Genomic DNA, 17,769 nt, shown 5'->3' with positions numbered 1-17,769 from the left:
CCCCCCCCCCCCCCCCCCCCCCCCCCCCCCCCCCCCCCCCCCCCCCCCCCCCCCTTTTAGATGTGTATAAGAGACAGTGTTCGATCAGCTCATTAAGCTGCAGATTGACGGCAGACGTTGGATCGTTTACCCAGCCGTGATGACTGTCACCCAAGGTGGCGATGCCTTCGTCGTACAAATTTTCACATAAGAATTTGAGTTGAGCAATATCGTGCCTTTTAGGCGAATACTCATCCATATCATCCCCCGTCAGTCTTAATTTCGGTGTTGATAACACTCTGTGAGTACATTGACTTAACATCATATGCTGTAAAGCGTAGCTCAGGCTTAATAAACTTTCAGCATATTAAATATAAATCATTTTTTGCCATCTAGCTTGTTACTATTACCGAAACTTACAATTCGTCAGCGGTTGATGGCCGTGAGTTGTCGATAACCTCAAACACCAAACCCTTTTCCGTCAGGGTAAAAGTGACAGAATCATTTATGTATTCGTCACCACTGATATCCAGGCATCCGTTAAAAATCGACCACTGATAGCGGTAACTCATTGAATACTCGCTATTACTGATGCAGTTAATCTCAATGATTTCTAATGAGCCTTCCACATAGCGTGCATTCTCGGAGTAAAAGCTTAGCCCACTGGTGAGCGCCGGTACCAAGTCAGATAATTGATTACCGACCACTTTTCTTAATTGTTTCACAGAAAGTGTGTCTACTTCGGGACAACGGCTTAGCGTCACTAGCATTTGGATATCTGGTTGTATCATATTCTATGCCTCTATCTTACTCCTTTTCCAGCCTTGATGGGCAAACTTTTCACTGAATAACGCTTTTTTACCCAGCTTTGAGATTTTTACCGTTCGATAGTTCTGCCGCCCATCCAGCATCATCGGTTCGACAGCCTGGAGATGTTACGTTCCGTTGCATTATTCGCACTTGATTGACTTGAGAATTTCCAGTTTGTGTGATGTTATATTATTACATTTTAGTGATCTTTTTGGCGATAATCATGCTGCCTTTCCTTCCCGTAACCCTGTTTACCTCAGCCGCGGTTTTGCGCTGCGGTGCCGTTACTCTGTTGCTGATCCTGCTATGGCTAGCCATTGCGTGGGCGGTGGCACTGCCATGATGACGCTGCAAAATGCCATCGTGGGTTATGACCACACTCCTCTGTTTCCACCGTTATGCGGTCATTTTATCGCCGGTTCATTAACGGCGGTGATCGGCGTTAACGGCGCCGGTAAATCTACGTTATTGAAGTCGTTGGCCGGGTTGCACCCGCTGTTGGGTGGCAAGCTAAATTTTGCGGGCGGGAAGGCTCCGGCAATGGCTTATTTGCCACAACTGGCGGAGCTGGATCGTCAATTTCCTATTCTGGTTCAGGATCTGGTCGCCATGGGCTGCTGGCCGCAAAGCGGCCTGTTTGGCGGTATGAATAAATGCTCCAGGCAGCATATTGCCGGTGCCTTAGACACCGTCGGCATGAGTTCAATGGCCCGTGAGGCGGTGGGGGAGCTATCTGGTGGGCAGCTGCAACGCGTCCTATTTGCCCGTTTGTTGGTCCAGCAAGCGCCACTGATTTTACTGGATGAGCCCTTCACCGGCATCGATACGGCAACCACTCAGCTGCTGTTGCGGGTGATTGCGCAGTTACACCGGGAGGGAAGAACGGTGATTGCCGTATTGCACGATATGTCTACCGTAGCCAATCATTTCCCCGAAGCGCTGTTGCTCACCCCCGAATGCTGCCATTGGGATAACGCCGAACTAGTGTTGGCGCATTATTTGAAGGCGGCTAATCAGAGGGGGGCCGCGTAATGACGCTACTCCATCTGCTGCTCGATCCTTTTGTCTCTTTCGGGTTTATGCGCCGGGCATTGGTAGCCTGCCTGGCAATATCGCTGGGTGCCGCACCACTAGGAGTGTTTTTATTGCTGCGCCGGATGAGCCTGGTGGGCGATGCGCTTTCTCATGCGGTATTACCCGGTGCAGCAATCGGCTATCTGATTTCCGGCATGTCGCTGGTAGCCATGGGCGTAGGGGGATTTATTGCCGGGTTGGCTGTAGCCATGCTGTCCGGGTTGGTGAGCCGCAAAACCCCGTTAAAAGAGGATGCCAGCTTTGCAGGTTTTTATCTGGGATCGCTGGCGTTGGGCGTCACGCTGGTCTCTTTACGCGGATCTAGCGTTGATCTGCTGCACGTATTGTTTGGCTCGATCCTGGCGGTGGATGCGCAGGCGCTGGTTATGGTCGGCATTATCACCAGTATTTCGCTGATGATGCTGGCCATGCTGTATCGGGCTCTGGTGATTGAATCCTTTGACAGCACTTTTTTACGCGTAAGTTCGCCAGGTTTACTGGCGTGGATCCACGGGCTTTTTCTCGCCTTGGTGGTGATTAATCTGGTGGCCGGTTTTCAAATCCTTGGCACCCTAATGTCGGTGGGGCTGATGATGCTACCGGCGACCTGCGCCCGGTTCTGGGCACGAGATTTGCCGCAGACATTAGCCGTGGCTATCGGAATTGGGCTGCTCGCCAGCCTGGTTGGTCTGGAATGGTCCTACTACGCCTCATTACCCGCAGGCCCGGCAATTGTCCTCAGCGCCAGCGTGATGTTTTTAATGTCGATTTTGTTTGGGACGCGTGGCGGGATGTTGCGCCGTGCGCGTCATTGAGAAGTGCTATCTGCAAGGAGAAAACATGAAATCTTTACCCATAACGCTGGTGGCAGCTGCTCTGCTCGCCAGCCCCTTAGCGCAGGCGAAAACCGTTGAGGCCGTGGCCAGTTTTTCTATTCTTGGCGATATCGTCAAACAGGTGGGAGGTGAACATGTGAAGGTCAGCACGCTGGTTGGCCCGGATGGCGATCCGCACAGTTTTGAGCCATCGCCGCAAGACAGCAAGCAGTTGGCGCAGGCCGATGTGGTGTTTGTCAGCGGATTGGGGCTTGAAGGTTGGATCGATCGGTTGGTGAAGGCTTCAGGTTATCAGGGGCCGGTGATCACCGCATCCAGAGGGATCGCGTCGCGCAGCATGGAAGAAGAGGGCAAACAGGTCACCGATCCACACGCCTGGAACAGTATGAACAATGGCGTGCAGTATGCGGTCAACGTGATGAATGCGCTGGTTGCTGCAGATCCTGAAGACGCCGCCTATTTCCGCCAACGTGGTGGTGAATATATTCAACAACTTCGGCAGCTCGATGGTTGGGCCAAAGCACAGTTCGCGGTGGTGCCCCAGCAAAAACGCAAGGTGCTGACCAGCCATGATGCTTTCGGTTATTTTGGCCAAGAGTACGGCGTCACCTTCCTTGCCCCAGTCGGCTTTTCTACCGAGGCTGAAGCCAGTGCCAGCGATGTGGCCGGGCTGATCAAGCAGATCAGGCAGGAAAAGGTCAATGCCTACTTTATTGAGAACCAAACGGATCCGCGCTTGGTGAAGCAGATCGCGGCGGCAACAGGGGCGAAAGCGGGAGGTGAGTTGTATCCTGAAGCACTATCCAAACCACAAGGCCCGGCAGCCAGCTATGTGCAGGCATTCAAACACAACGTCGAGGCCATTGTTGGCAGCATGAAGTAAGTTTAATCCCCACCGTGTGCGGTGGGGTTTTCCCTTTGCAGTGGCATTTGCCAATAAAAAAGCCCCGTTGAGCAGCAACGGGGCTTTGGCTACCAATGACACTTTGGCTTAACGCTTCTTCTTACGTCCCTGTACCGCTTTATAACGCGGGTTGGACTTACAAATCACAAAGACGCGACCATGACGGCGCACAACTTTGCAATCCGGATGGCGACCCTTCGCCGAACGCAGTGAACTCAATACTTGCATCATCAATCCCGATTATTTTCTGCTGTTAACCAAATGGCCAAACCGCTGCTGGAAGCGCGCGGTGCTGCCTTCTTTTGAGAACTCTTTCTGCTTGCCGGTGTAGTACGGATGCGAAGCGGAAGAGACATCTATGGTGACGTAGGGCCAACTTTTACCCTCAAGCTCGATAGTGCGATCGGTTTTGATGGTCGACCCCACCTTGAAGAAGGTATCGGCGCTGAGATCGTGAAATACCACGGTGCGGTAGTCTGGATGGATGCCTGTTTTCATGATGGCCTCAAATGTTATGTTATACTATAACAATAATTATGCACCTCTCTGGGGTCGGGATCAACCCCCAAAATAGCGTTAATCAGCGTTGGGCTTATTGGCTAAATAGCAGACATAAAAAAGGCCGCTTGCGCGGCCTTGGTTTTCAGCAGGAAAGCATCAGTGATGCTTAACCGGATGAGCGTGTTCCAGATCTTCAGTCTTTTTGCTGAAGCGGCGGCGAACCACCACGAAGAACACCGGTACAAAGAAGATAGCCAAGACGGTAGCCGTCACCATCCCGCCCATTACGCCGGTACCTACTGCGTTCTGAGCGCCGGAGCCTGCGCCGCTGCTGATAACCAGCGGCATAACCCCGAGGATAAAGGCCAGTGACGTCATCAGGATTGGACGCAGACGCATACGCACCGCTTCCAAGGTTGATTCGACCAGCCCTTTACCTTCTTTATCCATCAGGTCCTTGGCGAACTCCACGATCAATATCGCGTTCTTCGCCGACAACCCAATAGTTGTCAACAGGCCTACCTGGAAGTAAACGTCATTTTCCAGCCCGCGCATGGTCGCGGCCAACAGGGCACCGATGACGCCCAGAGGCACAACCAGCATAACGGAGAACGGAATCGACCAGCTCTCATACAGAGCAGCCAGACACAGGAACACCACAATCAGAGAGATGGCGTACAGTGACGGTGCCTGGTTACCGGATAGACGTTCCTGATAGGACATACCGGTCCAGTCATAGCCGACGCCGTTTGGCAGTTTCGCCGCCAGCTGTTCCATCATGTCCATCGCTTCACCGGTACTCTTACCCGGTGCAGCCTGGCCGAGGATTTCCATTGATGGCAGACCGTTGTAACGTTCCAGACGCGGTGAACCGTATTCCCATTTCGCCGTGGCGAAGGCGGAGAACGGAACCATCTGTCCGGTGCTACCACGCACATACCAGTTATTAATATCATCCGGCAACATACGGAACGGAGCTTCAGCCTGCACGTACACTTTCTTCACACGACCGCGGTCGATAAAGTCGTTCACATACGAGCCGCCCAGTGCGGTGCCGAGAGTGGTATTAATATCGCTCAGGGAAACGCCCAGTGTCTGTGCTTTTTCCTGATCGATGATCAGTTTGAACTGAGGCGTGTCTTCCAGACCGTTTGGACGCATTCCGACCAGCATGTCTGGATGTTCTGCCGCCATGCCCAACAGCTGGTTACGTGCTGCTGTCAGTTTTTCGTGACCCAGGTTAGCCTGATCGATCAACTGGAAGTCGAAGCCGGTCGCCGTCCCCAGTTCCACAATCGCTGGCAGGTTAAAGGCAAATACCAAACCGTCTTTAATCTGCGAGAAAGCTCCCATTGCACGGGCTGCAATAGCCGGCACCTTGTTCTCTTCACCTTTACGCTCAGACCAGTCTTTCAGGCTGACAAACGCCAAACCGGTATTCTGACCCTGGCCGCTGAAGCCGAAGCCGTTAACGGTGAACACCGAGTTAATGTTATTGCCTTCTTTCTCGTGGTAGTAGCGGTTAACTTCGTCCAGAACTTTCTGGGTACGTTCCTGAGTGGCACCCGCTGGCATTTGTACCATGGTCAGCAGGATGCCCTGGTCTTCATCCGGCAGGAACGAGGAAGGTAGGCGCAGGAACAGAAACGCCATGCCGACCACGATCAGCAGGTAGATCACCAGATAACGCCCAGTGCTACGCAGAATGTTCGCTACGCTATCGGTATAGTGATGGGTGCTCTTTTCAAACAGGCGGTTGAACCAGCCGAAGAAGCCAGTCTTGATGCCGTGATCGCCTTTCGGGATCGGTTTGAGCATGGTGGCACACAGCGCAGGCGTCAGGATCAACGCGACCAATACCGACAGCACCATGGCGGAAACGATGGTAATCGAGAACTGGCGATAGATTGCCCCGGTTGACCCACCGAAGAAGGCCATCGGGATAAATACCGCTGACAGCACCATGGCGATACCCACCAACGCGCCCTGGATCTGTTCCATCGATTTCTTGGTGGCTTCTTTTGGCGGCAGGCCTTCTTCAGCCATGACACGCTCGACGTTTTCTACCACCACGATGGCGTCATCCACCAGCAGGCCTATCGCCAGTACCATGCCGAACATCGTCAGGGTATTTATCGAGAAGCCGAACGCAGCCAGGATGGCGAACGTCCCCAGCAATACTACCGGCACGGCGATCGTCGGGATCAGCGTAGCGCGGAAGTTCTGCAAGAACAGATACATCACCAGGAATACCAGGATGATCGCTTCAATCAGGGTTTTTACCACTTCGTTAATGGAAATCTTAACGAACGGTGTGGTGTCATAAGGGTAAACAACTTTCAGACTTGCAGGGAAGAACGGTTCCAGTTTGGCCAGTTCTGCCTTGACTTCTGACGCTGTGTTCAGGGCGTTGGCACCGGTTGCCAGCTTGATACCGATACCGGCAGCAGGCTTACCGTTATAACGGGCAATGACGTTGTAGCTCTCACCGCCCAGTTCAACCTTGGCCACATCACTCAGGCGTACCTGCGAGCCGTCCGGATTGACTTTCAGCTGGATCTTGCTGAATTCCTCCGGCGAGGTCAGGCGGGTTTGCGCGATGATCGAGGCGTTCAGCTGTTGGCCTTTCACCGGTGGAGTACCACCGAGCTGGCCTGCAGCTACCTGGTTGTTCTGAACCTTGATCGCAGCGATAACATCGCCCGGGGTCAGTTGGAAGTTGTTCAGTTTGTTGGGATCAAGCCAGATACGCATTGCGTACTGGGAACCGAACAGTTGAACGTCACCCACACCAGAGGTACGGCTGATAGGATCCTTGATGTTGGAACCTACATAGTCCGCGATATCCTCTTGCGTCATGCTACCGTCTTCGGAAATAAAGCCCGCGACCATCAGGAAGCTGCTGCTTGATTTCTCAACGCTGACGCCCTGTTGCTGCACTTCTTGCGGCAGCAGCGGCATTGCCAGCTGCAGCTTGTTCTGTACCTGCACCTGAGCGATATCAGGATCGGTACCAGAGTTGAAGGTCAACGTAATCTGGACGTTACCGGACGAGTCACTGTTGGAGGACATGTACAGCAGGTTATCGATACCGTTCATATTCTGTTCGATAACCTGCGTCACGGTATCCTGCACCGTTTTGGCGTCAGCGCCCGGGTAGTTGGCGGAGATCGTGACTGCTGGTGGCGCAATGGTCGGATATTGCGCAATAGGCAGCTTCATGATCGACAAGATGCCCGCCAACATGATGATGATGGCGATTACCCATGCAAATATGGGGCGATCTATAAAGAACTTAGCCATGTATTACCGGCTCCTTTTTATGACTTCTTCTCGGGTTCAGACGCAGTCTGTGGCTTGCTATCAGCTTCTTGCGCTTTCACCTGAACGCCAGGTCTGATTTTCTGCAGGCCGGAAACAATGACGCGATCGCCCGGTTTCAAACCAGCCGTCACCAACCATTTGTCACCAATTGCCTGCGCGGCGGTCAGCGTACGCACTTCCACTTTATCGTCCGCACCTACAACCATCGCGGTAGCTTCGCCACGCGGGTTACGGGTGACGCCCTGTTGCGGAACCAGCAAGGCATCGGTACGCACGCCTTCGTCCAGACGGGCGCGCACGAACATACCTGGCAGCAAGGCATCGTTCGGGTTAGGGAAAATGGCACGAATAGTGATGGAACCGGTGGTTTCATCAACGGTCACGTCGGAGAATTCCAACGAGCCTTCTTGCGCATATTCCTGGCCGTTTTCCAGCAGCAGCTTCACTTTGGCTTTGCCGTTTTCCTGTTTCAGGGTGCCGTTAGCCAATTCCTGTTTCAGGCGCAGATAATCGTTGCTTGACTGGGTCACGTCGACATACATCGGATCCAGTTGCTGCACGGTAGCCAGTGCATTGGCCTGACCGGAAGTCACCAGTGCCCCTTCGGTTACCGATGAAAGGCCAATACGACCAGAGATTGGCGAAGTCACTTTGGTGTAAGCCAGGTTGATACGTGCGGTTTCCACTGCGGCCTTGGCAGCGACCACGGAAGCGTTAGCCTGCAGCAGGGTGGAGTTGGCGTTATCGAAGTCTTGCTTACTGATGTAGCTAGTACCCAGTAAAGGCTTGTAACGGTTGACCGTCAGACGCGCGATTTCTGCCGCAGCCTGGGCTTTGGCCAGATCGCCTTTGGCACTGTCATAGGCAGCTTGGTAGGTCGCTGGATCGATTTGATACAGTGAAACACCCGCCTTGATATCGCTGCCTTCAGTAAAGTTGCGTTTCAGGATGATGCCACTGACCTGAGGGCGAACTTCGGCGATGCGGTATGCTGCGGTACGACCAGGAAGATCGGTAGTAATGTTGAGAGGTTCAGCCTTCAACGTCACCACACCCACGGCAGGAGCCTGGTGTTGGGCCTGTTGCTGGGTTTCTTTATCATTACATCCTGTAAGCACTAAGCTGCCTGAAAGCATCAGAACTGCCGCCAGAGGCGTTAACCCTCTGTTTTTGTTCATAGAAAAACCTCAAGTGTCCGATTTCAAATTGATCAATGGATCACAAGCTTTAAAACCCATTGCTGCGTTAATTTTATCTGCGTGCTATGGTACATACATTCGCGAATGTATGTAAATCACACCGCCCCTAAAAAACAACATCATGGCACGAAAAACCAAACAGCAGGCGCAAGAAACACGACAACAGATCCTCGACGCCGCAGTGAGGGAATTCTCCGAGCGTGGCGTTTCGGCAACATCTTTGACTGATATCGCAACCGCTGCCGGGGTTACGCGTGGTGCAATTTACTGGCACTTCAAAAATAAGGTAGACCTGTTTAATGAAGTTTGGGAGCTCTCAGAGTCGAAAATAGGCGATCTGGAGTTAGAGTATCAGGCAAAGTATCCTGATAATCCACTGCGTATTTTAAGAGAAATTCTGATTTATATTCTGACCGCTACGGTCGATGACTGTCGACGCCGGGCATTGATGGAGATCGTGTTCCATAAATGCGAATTTATCGGCGAAATGATGCCGTTGCATGATGCTCGCAAGGTGCTTTATCTTGAAGGCTATGAGCGTATCGAACGTGTTTTACGCAATAGTATGGAGCAGGGGCAACTCCCTACCGATCTGCATACTCGCCGGGCCGCAATCATCCTGCGTGCTTACATCACCGGCCTGATGGAGAACTGGCTGTTTATGCCGGAAAGCTTTGATCTCAAAGCCGAGGCGAGTATCTTGGTCGACAGCTTCCTCGAAATGGCGCAGCTTAGCCCTTCTTTGCGTGTGAACGCGCCAGCCCGCTAGACCTCGATAAGGAGAATCCCAATGTCATCTCTGTTACTGATTGCCAACGGTGCGGCTTATGGCCACGAATCGTTGTTCAATGCGCTACGTCTGGCCATCACTCTGAAAGAACAGCAGCCCGAGCTGCAGTTGAAGCTGTTTCTGATGTCCGATGCGGTCGTGGCGGGCATTGCCGGGCAGCAGCCGCGTGAAGGCTATCATTTGCAGCAGATGCTGGAGATTCTGACGGCGCAGCAGGTGCCGGTCAAACTGTGCAAAACCTGTGCCGATGCTCGTGGCGTCAGCCAACTGAAGCTGGCCGATGGCGTAGAAATTGGCACGCTGGTGGAGTTGGCCCAGTGGACGCTGGCGGCAGAGAAAGTGCTGACTTTCTAATATTGTAAGTGACTGGGGTTAACGCTCGCAGGTAACAACGCTGTAGCTTGAAAGACGACGGGGATTTGCGGTTCATCAACTGCAACGCTTTTCTTATTCATTGCTGTCCTGCGATCGTGATAACCTTGGCGCTTCATTGTTAAACCGACGTTAAATCATGAGTCGCAGGCGTATTCTCCCCGTAGTTCAAACTGTTTCCTTGTCTTACGCTGCGGGCCAATTCCGCATTATTACGCTATGGTTTTTGTTGGCGGCGGCGCTGGTTCTGCCTTTGGGCTCGTTCGCTGCGCAGAGCGGCGATCTCCCCGCGCGTAGCGATATTCAGAGCCAGATAGAAACGCTGAACAAGCAAAAAAATCTGACGCCGGTCGAAAAACAATCCTTGCAGGATTTAACCCGCACGATGGAGTTGCTTGATCGCCTCGATCGCACCAGGCAAGAGTTCAATCAGCTTAAACAGCAGGTTCAGCAGGCACCGGCCAAATTACAGCAGGTCACGCGAGATCTGGAGTCGCTGAAGAACCCTGCTGATGAAGCGGTAACGCGAGCCGAATTGCTGCCGCTTTCCCTGCGCCAGTTGGAAAACCGCCTGTACCAAACGTTGGACGACCTGCAGGACACCCAGGAAAGCCTCTCGACCTACAACAGCCAGCTCATCTCATTACAGACCCAGCCCGAACGTGTGCAGAGCAGTATGTACACCGCTTCCCAGCGCTTACAGGAAATCCGTAACCTCCTTAGCAATCGTGCGCCGGGGCAAGAGGTATTACGCAACACCCAGCAGGTCATGCTCAATACGGAGCAGGTGTTGCTGAATGCCGAGATAGACCTGCAACGCAGGAGCCTGGAAGCCAATACCACGCTACAAGATCTACTCCAGAAGCAGCGTGATTATACCACCATGAACATCGACGCCCTGGACCACCGGGTGCAGGTATTGCAGGATGTGGTAAACAGCAAACGGCTGACACTGTCGGAAAAGACGGCGAAAGAGGCGCAGAATCCGGAGGATGCCAGCGATATCCAGAGCGACAAGCTGGTGAGTAAAGAGCTGAACATCAACCGGCAAATCAGCCAGCGGCTGATCACCGCCACGCAAGAGAGCAATACCCTGTTCCAGCAAAATATTCAGGTAAAAAACTGGCTCGATCGCGGCCTGCAATCGGAACAAAACCTGAAAGAGCAGATCCAGGTGCTGAAGGGCAGCCTGGTGCTATCACGCATTCTTTATCAGCAGCAGCAAAACCTGCCGCCGGGCACGCTGGTGGCGGATATGAGCACTCAGATCGCGGATTTGCGGCTGGAGCAGTTTGAGATCAACCAGCAGCGCGATGAGTTGTTTAAGGGCGATGACTTCATCAATAAACTGGTGGCGGACAGCAAGGAAAAGGCCAACGGTGACGTGCTTGATGCCTTGAGTGAAATTGTCGACATGCGCCGTGAGCTGCTCGATCAACTGAATAAGCAGCTCAATAACCAACTGTCGTTGGCTATCAATCTGCAGATTAATCAACAGCAACTGACCAGCGTCTACAGCTCGGTACAGGACACGCTGACCCAGCAGATTTTCTGGGTTAACAGTAACAAGCCTATCGATTTCGCTTGGCTCAAGGGGCTGCCTGGCGCGGTGAAAGAACAACTGGCTGGGCTGGATTTTAAATTCGAACCCGGACAGTTGCTGTTGGGCGGACTGCATGCCCTGGTGTTCCTGATCCCATTGCTGGTAGTGATTGGCCTACTGCGCTGGCGCTACCGCCTGATTGACAGGCATCTGCAAAAGCTGGCCAATGATGTCGGCCAGCTAAAGCGTGATAGCCAACTGCATACGCCGAAAGCCATTCTGCTCACCTTATTAAAGGTGTTACCGGGTTCTTTACTGCTGCTCGGTGCCGGGTTCTGGTTCTATCGGGCCGATTTCAGCATCAGCGATTTTATCTGGGCCTTGTCACAACAGTTGGCGCTGTTCTGGCTGGTATTTGGCTTCACTTTCCGCATGCTGGCCCCCGAAGGTATTTCACAGAGGCATTTTACTATCCCGGCCGATCGCTGTGCGCACTATCGTCGACAGACCTTCAGGTTGGGTCTTGCCCTGTTACCACTGATCTTCTGGTCGGTTCTGGGTGAAAAAGCGCCGCTGCGATTGGTTGAGGATGTTATTGGCCAGGTGGTGGTGATCCTGACGTTAGCGCTATTAGCGGTGCTGGTATTCCCCATCTGCCGCGACCATTGGCGTGAAAAAGACTCCCATAAAGTACGGTTGCTGATGGTCACCGCTCTGGCTGCCACGCCGGTTATCCTGCTAGGGCTGATGTTTGCCGGTTACTTCTATACCACGTTACGTTTGGCTGGCCGTTGGATCGATAGCCTGTACCTGTATTTCCTGTGGAATATCGTTTATCTGGCAGCGATCCGTGGCCTGAGCGTCGCAGCTCGTCGGTTGGCCTACCGCCGTGCCCTGGCGCGCCGCCAAAGCCTGGCTAAAGAGAAAGAGGGAGCCGAAGGCAACGAGCCGGTAGAGGAACCCCCTCTGGCGCTGGATCAAATCAACCAGCAGTCGCTGCGTTTGACTACTATGGTGCTGTTCCTGATCTTCGCCAGTGCGTTTTATGCGATATGGTCGGATCTGGTCACGGTGATCTCCTACCTTGACAGCGTTACCCTATGGCATTACTCCAGCAGCGTGGCGGGCAGTGTGATCCCGCAGGCGGTGACGCTGGGTAACATGATGGTGGCCGTGTTGGCGGTGATCGTTGCTTACGTCATGACGCGTAACCTGCCCGGTTTGCTGGAAGTACTGGTGTTATCTCGCCTGCAGCTGCGACAGGGGGCGTCTTACGCCATCACCACCATTCTGACCTATCTGATCACGGCGGTGGGCACCATCACCGCATTAGGATCGCTAGGTGTCTCTTGGGACAAACTCCAGTGGCTGGTGGCGGCGCTGTCGGTAGGCTTGGGGTTCGGTTTACAGGAAATCTTTGCCAACTTCGTTTCCGGCCTGATTATCCTGTTTGAACGCCCGGTGCGGATCGGCGATACCATTACCATCGGCACGTACTCCGGGACGGTCAGCAAGATCCGTATTCGCGCGACCACCATTACGGACTTTGACCGTAAAGAAGTGATCATTCCTAACAAAGCGTTTGTCACCGAGCGGCTGATTAACTGGTCACTGTCAGACACCATTACCCGTGTGCTGATTAAAGTGGGGGTGGCCTATGGCTCTGATCTGGACAAGGTCAAGGCGGTGCTGTTGCAAGCGGCGCATGAAAACCCGCGCGTGATGACGGATCCTGAGCCGATGGTCTTTTTCCTCAACTTTGGCGCCAGCACGCTGGATCATGAACTGCGGTTGTACGTGCGTGAGCTGCGCGATCGCAGCTATACCGTGGATGAGCTGAACCGGGCGATTGACCGCCTATGCCGTGAGAACGATATTAATATCGCCTTTAACCAGTTGGAAGTGTATCTGCATAACCAGCAGGGTAACGAAGTGCAGGAGGTCAAACGGGCGCAGGTTCCAGGCATCGGTGAGCAACCTGCGGTGTAGGAACCAGATGATAACGCTAGCGGGCCATGATCATTGGCCCGTGGGCAAATACGGTGAGGTGATGCCCGCACGCTGCATCTTTTCCTGATAGTCTTTTCTGACAATGTCCAGCGCGGCCAGCGCCGTTGCCGGATCGATCTCGTTGCATTCCAGCAGGTAAATCAAGTCTACCGCCAGTTGTAATTCTGGGGAGGCATTCTCTAGCGACATAAGTCCAACGTTTGTGTGAGTAAAGGGATCTTCCCGTGTTTTAAACGCAGGAGAGACGAGATTGTGCTTTGGCTGAGTATAGTGAACCTGGCGCGGGGAGGGGAATAATCATTAAAATAATGTGACAAATATTCAAAAACCGTTTTCTTTTCGCTCGATACTGCGCTCTATGCGCGCCAACGCTTGCCGACAACGCACTAATCTGCCTTCGAATGCGGCCAGTTCCTGTTGTAATTTCTTCTGCGCGGCGAAGGTGGTTTGTTGCCCTAAAAGACTTTCGCGGTCCTGGATCATGGCGATCAGGCGGCGTTCATAATCCTGATGTTCGGCGAGCTTGTGGTACAAATCGACCACCGCCACTTCCTTCGGCTGATTTTTACGCCGTATCGTCTGGGTCGCCATTTCGCGCTGTAACGCGGTGAGCTGCGCCACCAGCTTTTCCGCCAGAAAGGCGACATGAGCGGTACGGCTGTCTTTTACCGCCGTTTGTAGCTGGGCAAAATTCTTTTGTATCTCGGCCAGATAATCTCGTAACCGCGTGCCGTGGTTGGAGAACAGGGCAACGTCAAACCGCGCCTGCGAGATCGGGGTATCACCTCGCGGTTGGATTTCGCTGGCCAGGGCGGCGATCTGTTGTTCAAGCGCCTGTAATAAGCGGTGCGTAGTCACGTGAGATCCTTCGATAAGGCAGTAAGTGTCTAAGCTTGCCCGTGAAAGAGAGATGAGACAAGCTTCGGATGGATAAAGCCGCCAACTGGCAGCATTATGGCCAAGGATGCTACAGTTAACGGGCCATCATGATAGGTAAGGACAGGCATGACTCGTTGGTTGTTGATTATACTGGGTTGGTTAGCCGTGGTGCTGGCAACGTTGGGCGTGGTGCTGCCACTGCTGCCAACGACCCCATTTCTGTTGCTGGCTGCCTGGTGCTTTGCACGTTCTTCACCGCGGTTTCATCATTGGTTGCTGTATCGCTCCTGGTTCGGTTCTTATTTGCGTCATTGGCAACAGCATAAGGCGTTACCGCCTGGAGCCAAGTGGAAAGCGGTGCTGGTCATTGTCGTGACGTTTGCCGCTTCCCTCTGGTTGGTGAACCTTTGGTGGGTGCGAGGTGTACTGCTGGCGATCCTGGTTATTTTGCTGACCTTTATGCTCCGGCTGCCAGTTATTGACCTGCCGCAACAAAAACAGCGCTGATCGTGCGGCGTCAGTTGCATTTGTCCGCCTTTTTGCATAGATTTGGGCGTTTTCGTGCGCAGGTTTCTTCCCGACGTTTTTTTGTTCAAAGCGTGGTAGTTGAAGGCCTGTGTGGAAGTTATCAGGTAGTTTTATCAGGCAATAACTATGACCGCGACTGCGCAACAGCTTCAGTATATTAGAGACAGTATCAAAACCATTCCCGACTACCCGAAGCCGGGTATTCTGTTCCGTGATGTGACCAGCCTGTTGGAAAACCCGCTGGCGTATGCTTCCAGTATTGAACTGCTGGTCGAACGTTACCGCGATACGGGCGTCACCAAGGTGGTGGGTACTGAAGCGCGTGGTTTCCTGTTCGGCGCACCGGTGGCGTTGGCGCTGGGCGTTGGCTTTGTGCCGGTACGCAAACCGGGCAAATTGCCGCGTGCGACGCTGAGCGAAAGCTATGAGCTGGAATACGGCACCGACAAGCTGGAAATTCACACCGATGCCATCGTTGCTGGCGACAAAGTACTGGTCGTTGACGATTTGCTGGCCACAGGTGGCACGATCGAAGCCACCGCTACGCTGATCCGCCGTTTGGGTGGTGAAGTGACAGACGCGGCATTCATCATCAACCTGCCGGACCTCGGGGGCGAAACGCGCCTGAATAATCTGGGTATCAATTGCTACTGCCTGCTCGATTTCGCCGGGCATTGATAGCTTGGATAGACAACCCCGTGGTTCGCTGCGGGGTTGACGTATAACCACGACTTCCCCGTATTCTCCGCTGTATTCTGACATTTTCTGTTTCGCCCCCATCAATTCCTTGTTAAAAATGCCAAAGCGCTCCCTATCTTGACGGGCTAACAAGTTTGCACCTGGCAGGCATGATGCAAAGTTATAGGAATGACGGCGGGCGTACTGTTACACTAAAGTGTGCGTGGCCATCGGACGATAAAGGGTATCGGTTCAACCTCGGTACCCAGCAGGCCGCCCACATGGCAATGTCCTTGACGTTGTGATGTACTACTTGGGTTGAAATTACTCCATAAATCAGTGATGAAGTCTTAATGAGCTATCAGGTTCTTGCCCGTAAGTGGCGCCCCCAAACGTTTGCAGAGGTTGTCGGACAAGAGCATGTCCTGACGGCGCTGGCTAATGGCCTCTCTCTGGGGCGGATCCATCACGCCTATCTGTTCTCCGGCACACGCGGCGTGGGTAAAACCACCATTGCGCGGCTGCTGGCCAAAGGTTTGAACTGCGAAACAGGCATTACCGCGACGCCCTGCGGCCAATGTGATAACTGTCGTGAGATTGAGCAGGGGCGCTTTGTCGATCTGATCGAGATCGATGCCGCCTCCAGAACCAAAGTGGAAGATACTCGCGATCTGCTCGATAACGTGCAATACGCCCCGGCGCGCGGCCGTTTCAAGGTCTACCTGATCGATGAAGTCCACATGCTCTCGCGCCACAGCTTCAATGCGTTGCTGAAAACGCTGGAAGAGCCGCCTGCGCACGTCAAGTTCCTATTGGCAACCACCGATCCGCAGAAGCTGCCGGTCACTATTCTTTCCCGCTGCCTACAATTCCATCTTAAAGCGATGGACGTGGAACAGATCCGCACGCAGTTGGAAACCGTCTTGCTGGCAGAGCACATCACCAGCGATGCCCGCGCGTTGCAACTGCTGGCGCGCGCCGCCGATGGCAGTATGCGTGATGCCCTCAGCCTGACCGACCAGGCGATTGCCATGGGGCAAGGGCAGGTGACGACCGACACCGTCAGCCAGATGCTAGGGACGTTGGATGATGAGCAGCCGCTGGCCATCCTGGAAGCCCTGGTGAGTGCCGACGGCGAAAAAGTGATGGCGCAGGTCGCCCAGGCAGCGTCACGCGGTGTGGATTGGGAAAACCTGCTGGTGGAAACGCTGGCGCTGCTGCACCGCATTGCGATGGTGCAACTGCTGCCCGCAGTGCTGGATAACCATTATGCTGCGATTGAGCAGCGGTTACGTGAGCTGGCGCGCACCCTGCCGCCAACGGACGTACAGCTTTACTACCAAACCTTGCTGGTTGGCCGCAAAGAGCTGGCCTATGCCCCGGATCGCCGTATGGGCGTTGAGATGACCCTGCTACGCGCGCTGGCGTTTCACCCAAAAGCGGTGATCCCTGAGCCGGTGGCCATGGTGCAGATCGCGCCGGCGCAGCCGCAGCCGCAGGGGAATATGGCCGTTGCGCCACCTTCTGCCTATCCAGATGCCCCGCCCCCCTTAGGGCAGTCTGCACAGCCGCAAAATACTCAACCAACAAATTTACCGGATGCTACCGCGCAGCTACTTAAAGCGCGAACCCAGTTGCTGCGGCAACAGGGGGCATCCACCGCAAAAAAGAATGAGCCGGCGGCGCCAGGAATAGCGCGGCCGGCTAACTCGGCACTAGAGCGTTTAGCCTCGGTAACCGAACGCAGCCAGAAGCGTCAGGCCGAAAAGATCGTGACGGAGAAACCGGCCAAGCCGGAGGCCTATCGCTGGCGCGCGCTTACCGAACCTGAAGCCGCGCCGGAACCGCTGGCCACGCCAAAAGCGTTGCGTACGGCGCTCGAACATGAAAAAACGCCTGAGCTGTCGGCTAAACTGGTGGTTGAGTCCATCGAGCGCGATCCTTGGGCGGCAGAGATAGACCAGCTAAAAATACCGAAACTGGTGCAGCAACTGGCGTTAAACGCCTTTAAGCAACAGCTGGCACCGGACAGCATTTGTCTCCACCTGCGGTCTTCGCAGCGTCATCTGAACTCGCCTTCGGCGCAGAAGACGCTTGCGCAGGCACTCAGTGAGTTACATGGCCGCACGGTTGAACTCAGCGTGGTGGAAGACGATAATCCGGCGGAGCGGACTCCGCTGGAGTGGCGGCAAGCCATTTATGAAGAAAAACTGGCACAGGCTCGCCAGTCCATCGTTGCGGATACCAATATCCAGACCCTGCGTCGGTTCTTCGATGCAGATCTGGATGAAGAGAGTATTCGCCCTATTTAACGCGGCGCACAGTGCGCGGCCAATGCTATG

General features: G+C 53.9%; 17 protein-coding genes and 1 other annotated feature. Of the genes, 9 read left to right on the top strand and 8 right to left on the bottom strand.

Features of this window, described 5'->3' with window-relative positions:
* Both tomB and JHD74_RS20185 read right to left on the bottom strand, forming a co-directional pair.
* The coding region (tomB, locus tag JHD74_RS20190) for an Hha toxicity modulator TomB (RefSeq protein WP_233169610.1) at positions 1 to 238 on the bottom strand (238 nt) is incomplete at its 3' end.
* A 157-nt stretch (positions 239 to 395) separates the two neighbouring features.
* Positions 396 to 749 (bottom strand): hypothetical protein, encoded by a 354-nt coding sequence (locus JHD74_RS20185; RefSeq protein WP_024528393.1) that lies wholly within the window; start codon positions 747 to 749, stop codon positions 396 to 398.
* A gap of 379 nt (positions 750 to 1,128) precedes the next feature.
* Here JHD74_RS20185 and JHD74_RS20180 point away from each other — a divergent pair, with 379 nt between their 5' ends.
* Genes JHD74_RS20180 through JHD74_RS20170 form a run of 3 tightly spaced genes read left to right on the top strand, consistent with a single transcriptional unit; the run spans position 1,129 to position 3,582 of the window.
* A complete protein-coding gene (locus tag JHD74_RS20180; protein WP_199063373.1) occupies positions 1,129 to 1,821 on the top strand; it encodes a metal ABC transporter ATP-binding protein in 693 nt (230 codons plus the stop codon).
* A complete protein-coding gene (locus tag JHD74_RS20175) occupies positions 1,821 to 2,678 on the top strand; it encodes a metal ABC transporter permease (protein WP_024528395.1) in 858 nt (285 codons plus the stop codon). The genes JHD74_RS20180 and JHD74_RS20175 overlap by 1 nt, the downstream gene beginning before the upstream one ends.
* Before the next feature lie 25 nt (positions 2,679 to 2,703).
* Positions 2,704 to 3,582, top strand: coding sequence for a metal ABC transporter solute-binding protein, Zn/Mn family (locus tag JHD74_RS20170; RefSeq protein WP_199063372.1), 879 nt, complete (start codon positions 2,704 to 2,706; stop codon positions 3,580 to 3,582).
* A gap of 108 nt (positions 3,583 to 3,690) precedes the next feature.
* Here the strand turns inward: JHD74_RS20170 and ykgO are convergent, their stop codons facing one another.
* From ykgO to sdeX, 4 genes are all read right to left on the bottom strand, one after another.
* Entirely contained in the window at positions 3,691 to 3,831 is a 141-nt protein-coding gene (ykgO, locus tag JHD74_RS20165; RefSeq protein WP_021805462.1) for a type B 50S ribosomal protein L36, read from the bottom strand.
* A gap of 12 nt (positions 3,832 to 3,843) precedes the next feature.
* Positions 3,844 to 4,101 carry a type B 50S ribosomal protein L31 gene (locus JHD74_RS20160; RefSeq protein WP_065686283.1) on the bottom strand — a complete coding sequence of 86 codons (258 nt, stop codon included), beginning with the start codon at positions 4,099 to 4,101 and terminating at the stop codon, positions 3,844 to 3,846.
* Positions 4,102 to 4,260: 159 nt separating this feature from the next.
* The gene (gene acrB / locus JHD74_RS20155; RefSeq protein WP_024528398.1) at positions 4,261 to 7,407 is read right to left on the bottom strand and encodes a multidrug efflux RND transporter permease subunit AcrB; all 3,147 of its coding nucleotides are present in this window, start codon (positions 7,405 to 7,407) and stop codon (positions 4,261 to 4,263) included.
* Between the two features lie 17 nt (positions 7,408 to 7,424).
* Positions 7,425 to 8,606: a multidrug efflux RND transporter periplasmic adaptor subunit SdeX gene (gene sdeX / locus JHD74_RS20150; protein ID WP_024528399.1), complete on the bottom strand. Its 1,182-nt coding sequence runs from the start codon at positions 8,604 to 8,606 to the stop codon at positions 7,425 to 7,427.
* A gap of 142 nt (positions 8,607 to 8,748) precedes the next feature.
* Between sdeX and acrR the strand changes: the two genes are divergently transcribed.
* The 3 genes from acrR (at position 8,749) to mscK (ending at position 13,321) form a co-directional block, all read left to right on the top strand.
* Positions 8,749 to 9,396 (top strand): multidrug efflux transporter transcriptional repressor AcrR, encoded by a 648-nt coding sequence (gene acrR / locus JHD74_RS20145; protein ID WP_024528400.1) that lies wholly within the window; start codon positions 8,749 to 8,751, stop codon positions 9,394 to 9,396.
* Between the two features lie 21 nt (positions 9,397 to 9,417).
* Complete coding sequence (locus tag JHD74_RS20140) at positions 9,418 to 9,771, top strand: DsrE/DsrF/TusD sulfur relay family protein (protein ID WP_024528401.1); 354 nt, start codon at positions 9,418 to 9,420, stop codon at positions 9,769 to 9,771.
* 157 nt (positions 9,772 to 9,928) lie between these two features.
* A complete protein-coding gene (mscK, locus tag JHD74_RS20135) occupies positions 9,929 to 13,321 on the top strand; it encodes a mechanosensitive channel MscK (RefSeq protein WP_199063371.1) in 3,393 nt (1,130 codons plus the stop codon).
* 30 nt (positions 13,322 to 13,351) lie between these two features.
* Here the strand turns inward: mscK and rsmS are convergent, their stop codons facing one another.
* Together rsmS and priC are read right to left on the bottom strand one after the other, a co-directional pair.
* Positions 13,352 to 13,531, bottom strand: a complete 180-nt coding sequence (rsmS, locus tag JHD74_RS20130) for a pleiotropic regulatory protein RsmS (RefSeq protein ID WP_024528403.1) — start codon at positions 13,529 to 13,531, stop codon at positions 13,352 to 13,354.
* 132 nt (positions 13,532 to 13,663) lie between these two features.
* Positions 13,664 to 14,200 carry a primosomal replication protein PriC gene (gene priC / locus JHD74_RS20125; protein WP_024528404.1) on the bottom strand — a complete coding sequence of 179 codons (537 nt, stop codon included), beginning with the start codon at positions 14,198 to 14,200 and terminating at the stop codon, positions 13,664 to 13,666.
* 147 nt (positions 14,201 to 14,347) lie between these two features.
* Between priC and JHD74_RS20120 the strand changes: the two genes are divergently transcribed.
* From JHD74_RS20120 to dnaX, 3 genes are all read left to right on the top strand, one after another.
* Positions 14,348 to 14,728: a DUF454 family protein gene (locus tag JHD74_RS20120; protein ID WP_021805456.1), complete on the top strand. Its 381-nt coding sequence runs from the start codon at positions 14,348 to 14,350 to the stop codon at positions 14,726 to 14,728.
* 147 nt (positions 14,729 to 14,875) lie between these two features.
* On the top strand, positions 14,876 to 15,427 hold the full coding sequence (gene apt, locus JHD74_RS20115; protein ID WP_021180126.1) for an adenine phosphoribosyltransferase: 552 nt from the start codon (positions 14,876 to 14,878) through the stop codon (positions 15,425 to 15,427).
* Positions 15,428 to 15,780: 353 nt separating this feature from the next.
* The gene (gene dnaX / locus JHD74_RS20110; protein ID WP_199063370.1) at positions 15,781 to 17,739 is read left to right on the top strand and encodes a DNA polymerase III subunit gamma/tau; all 1,959 of its coding nucleotides are present in this window, start codon (positions 15,781 to 15,783) and stop codon (positions 17,737 to 17,739) included.
* Positions 17,072 to 17,136, top strand: a sequence feature (DnaX frameshifting element). (Overlaps the previous gene by 65 nt.)
* Positions 17,740 to 17,769 lie beyond the last annotated feature (30 nt).

This window comes from Serratia sp. ASV30, from assembly GCF_016428815.1.
Taxonomy (GTDB): Bacteria; Pseudomonadota; Gammaproteobacteria; order Enterobacterales; family Enterobacteriaceae; genus Chania; species Chania fonticola_C.
This window is presented reverse-complemented; position numbering and strand designations above follow the sequence as displayed.

Excerpts from the sequence above, each read along its gene's own strand:
- JHD74_RS20185 (WP_024528393.1), bottom strand. The coding sequence starts at position 749 with ATGCTAGTGACGCTAAGCCGTTGTCCCGAAGTAGACACACTTTCTGTG.
- JHD74_RS20180 (WP_199063373.1), top strand. The coding sequence starts at position 1,129 with ATGATGACGCTGCAAAATGCCATCGTGGGTTATGACCACACTCCTCTG.
- JHD74_RS20175 (WP_024528395.1), top strand. The coding sequence starts at position 1,821 with ATGACGCTACTCCATCTGCTGCTCGATCCTTTTGTCTCTTTCGGGTTT.
- JHD74_RS20170 (WP_199063372.1), top strand. The coding sequence starts at position 2,704 with ATGAAATCTTTACCCATAACGCTGGTGGCAGCTGCTCTGCTCGCCAGC.
- ykgO (WP_021805462.1), bottom strand. The coding sequence starts at position 3,831 with ATGCAAGTATTGAGTTCACTGCGTTCGGCGAAGGGTCGCCATCCGGAT.
- JHD74_RS20160 (WP_065686283.1), bottom strand. The coding sequence starts at position 4,101 with ATGAAAACAGGCATCCATCCAGACTACCGCACCGTGGTATTTCACGAT.
- acrB (WP_024528398.1), bottom strand. The coding sequence starts at position 7,407 with ATGGCTAAGTTCTTTATAGATCGCCCCATATTTGCATGGGTAATCGCC.
- sdeX (WP_024528399.1), bottom strand. The coding sequence starts at position 8,606 with ATGAACAAAAACAGAGGGTTAACGCCTCTGGCGGCAGTTCTGATGCTT.
- acrR (WP_024528400.1), top strand. The coding sequence starts at position 8,749 with ATGGCACGAAAAACCAAACAGCAGGCGCAAGAAACACGACAACAGATC.
- JHD74_RS20140 (WP_024528401.1), top strand. The coding sequence starts at position 9,418 with ATGTCATCTCTGTTACTGATTGCCAACGGTGCGGCTTATGGCCACGAA.
- mscK (WP_199063371.1), top strand. The coding sequence starts at position 9,929 with ATGAGTCGCAGGCGTATTCTCCCCGTAGTTCAAACTGTTTCCTTGTCT.
- rsmS (WP_024528403.1), bottom strand. The coding sequence starts at position 13,531 with ATGTCGCTAGAGAATGCCTCCCCAGAATTACAACTGGCGGTAGACTTG.
- JHD74_RS20120 (WP_021805456.1), top strand. The coding sequence starts at position 14,348 with ATGACTCGTTGGTTGTTGATTATACTGGGTTGGTTAGCCGTGGTGCTG.
- apt (WP_021180126.1), top strand. The coding sequence starts at position 14,876 with ATGACCGCGACTGCGCAACAGCTTCAGTATATTAGAGACAGTATCAAA.
- dnaX (WP_199063370.1), top strand. The coding sequence starts at position 15,781 with ATGAGCTATCAGGTTCTTGCCCGTAAGTGGCGCCCCCAAACGTTTGCA.